Genomic DNA, 2,267 nt, shown 5'->3' with positions numbered 1-2,267 from the left:
CACTTACAGGACACGGCCTAGCCGGGATTCAGGTGCCGTTGATGAGACGCATGGCGATCTCGGGGGTGAAGGCGCCCGCGGGCGTGGTGGGGGCGATGCCGCACTTCCCGTCGGAGTCACCGGGGACCTTGACCCACAGCAGCATCTCCGCCGGAGCCGCGCCGAGCCGAGGCGCTTCGCCGAGCTTGCGGCCCGCCGGGTTGCACCACTGGCCGTTGGAGCCGTTGCCGTTGCGGCTCACGTCGATCACGAAGCTCTTCTTCTGGCCGAGGTGCGACACCACGTCGCTGCCGTAGCGCGCGGACTCGGCGGTGGTGCGGTAGTTGGAGACGTTGACCGCGAAGCCCCGCGTGTTGGCGATGCCCGCCGAGGTCAGGCGCTTGGCCATCTCGGGCGCGGCGATCCACGACGAGTTCCCGCCGTCGAGGTAGGTGAAAGCGTTGGGGGCCTTCGACTTCAGCTCCGCCGTGAGGTGCTTGAGGAGGTCGAGGCGCACCTGCTTCTGCGGAGCCGCGAGGCAGTCGAGCTGGGCCACCGCGTCCGGCTCGATCACCACGACGGCGGGCAGGTTGCCGATCGCGGACGCGAAGGCGGAACTCCACGTGCGGTAGGCGGCCGGACTGCCCGCGCCGCCGCCGGAGTGGCTCCCGCAGTCCCGGCCGGTGATGTTGTAGGCCACCAGCACGGGCATGCGCTTCGCGGTGAACGCCGCGCGGACGTAGGCGGAGACGTCCGCGCCGATGTTGGCGTTCCAGTTGCCGAACCACTTCGCCATGGGCTTGTCCGCGATGGCGCTCTTGATCCTCGCGGCGCGCGGGTCACCGCCGTTGGCCTTGACCCACTTCGCCGGGTTCGACGTGGGGTCGACGTAGAAGGCGTCCGGAGCCGCTGAGGCTGGCACCGCTCCCAGGAGTGCACCCGCCACGACCAACGCGACAACGATTCGTGTCCTCATGCGGCGCATGCTGCCTGGGACGTCGCGATGAGAGGAAGGCCCGAAGGGACCTTTCGGGCCTGCTGGGAACGTTTGCGATCAGCTCGATGAGCGCACGACGATGCTGGTCGGCAGCACGACCGAGCGCTCTCCGGGATCTCCCGCGACGGCGTCGAGCAGCATCCGGACCATCCTGCGGCCCTGCTCCTCGATGGGCTGGCGGACCGTGGTCAGCGGCGGATCGGCCCGGCGCGCCTGCTCGACATCGTCGAAGCCGACGACCGCCACGTCCGACGGCACGCTACGGCCGTTGGCGCGCAACGCTTCCAGGGCTCCGACCGCCATGAGGTCCGAGGAGACGAACACCGCGTCCAGCTCCGGCTCCCACGCCAGCAACTGGTGCATCGCCCGAGCACCGCTGTCCGCGCTGAAGTCTCCGTAGGCGATCACCGGGCGGCAGTTCGGGTCGAGCGCGTCGCGGTAGCCGCTCTGCCGGTCGATGGAGACGGCCATGTCCTGCGGGCCGGCGATCATCGCGATGCGTTCGCGGCCTCGCTCGCGCAGGTGCTGCACGGCGAGCCGGGCTCCGCCGACGTTGTCCGCGTCCACCCACATCGTGTCCCTGGTGGCACCGAGCGGCCTGCCGCCGTGGACGACCGGCACCGTGAGCCCGCCGAGCACCCCCGCGCCGTGCGTGGACGTCAGCAGCACCCCGTCGACGTGGCCCGCGCGGAGGAACCGGTCCAGCCGCGCCTGCTCGCGCTCCGAGCGCGCCGTGATCGTCACCAGCTGCACGTCGGTCCGGTCCAGCTCGTCGGCGACCGCGTGGATCAGGCCGGTCAGGTAGGGATCGCTGAAGACCGTGGTGTCCGGCTCCTGCACCACCAGCGCCACCGCGCCCGTGCGCCGCGTGACCAGCGATCGGGCCGCCTGGTTGGGCACGTAGCCGGTCTGCGCGATGGCCAGCTCGACCGCTTCGCGGATGTCCTTGCGCACGTGGGGCAGCTTGTTGATCACCCGCGAGACGGTCGACTTGGACACGCCCGCGACCGCCGCGACGGTCTCCAGCGTGGGGTTCTTCGCGGAAACCTCGGCCACGAACCTCTCCCGTGCGTCGATCGGACACGAAAGGCCAGTGTGCACCTCCGAGCCCCACGACGGCGAGACGCCGGAGCACCACCTGCTCCGGCGTCCCAGTGATCCACGGTCGTTCTCCGTGCTTCTCCGCACCGATCGCCCCACCAACCGCGAACGTCCCGTTTGACGCGTTGAACGCACTGAACGACCCGTTCAGGGCTCCCAACGCACTGAACGGGTCGTTCGGGGAGTGCAA

The 2,267-nt window shown here is 70.2% G+C and carries 2 protein-coding genes; both read right to left on the bottom strand.

What is annotated here, in order from left to right:
* Positions 1-28 precede the first annotated feature (28 nt).
* Positions 29-955 (bottom strand): glycoside hydrolase family 6 protein, encoded by a 927-nt coding sequence (locus CCN37_RS36180; RefSeq protein ID WP_210408366.1) that lies wholly within the window; start codon positions 953-955, stop codon positions 29-31.
* Between the two features lie 78 nt (positions 956-1,033).
* Positions 1,034-2,032, bottom strand: coding sequence for a LacI family DNA-binding transcriptional regulator (locus CCN37_RS36175; RefSeq protein ID WP_086829753.1), 999 nt, complete (start codon positions 2,030-2,032; stop codon positions 1,034-1,036).
* Positions 2,033-2,267: the final 235 nt, after the last annotated feature.

The sequence above is a fragment of the Allokutzneria sp. NRRL B-24872 genome (genome assembly GCF_002155965.1).
Lineage (GTDB): Bacteria > Actinomycetota > Actinomycetes > Mycobacteriales > Pseudonocardiaceae > Allokutzneria.
Note: the sequence above shows the minus strand (reverse complement) of the source record. Positions and strands in the feature narration are given on the sequence as shown.

Coding starts and splice junctions, on each gene's coding strand:
- CCN37_RS36180 (WP_210408366.1), bottom strand. CDS start 955: ATGAGGACACGAATCGTTGTCGCGTTGGTCGTGGCGGGTGCACTCCTG.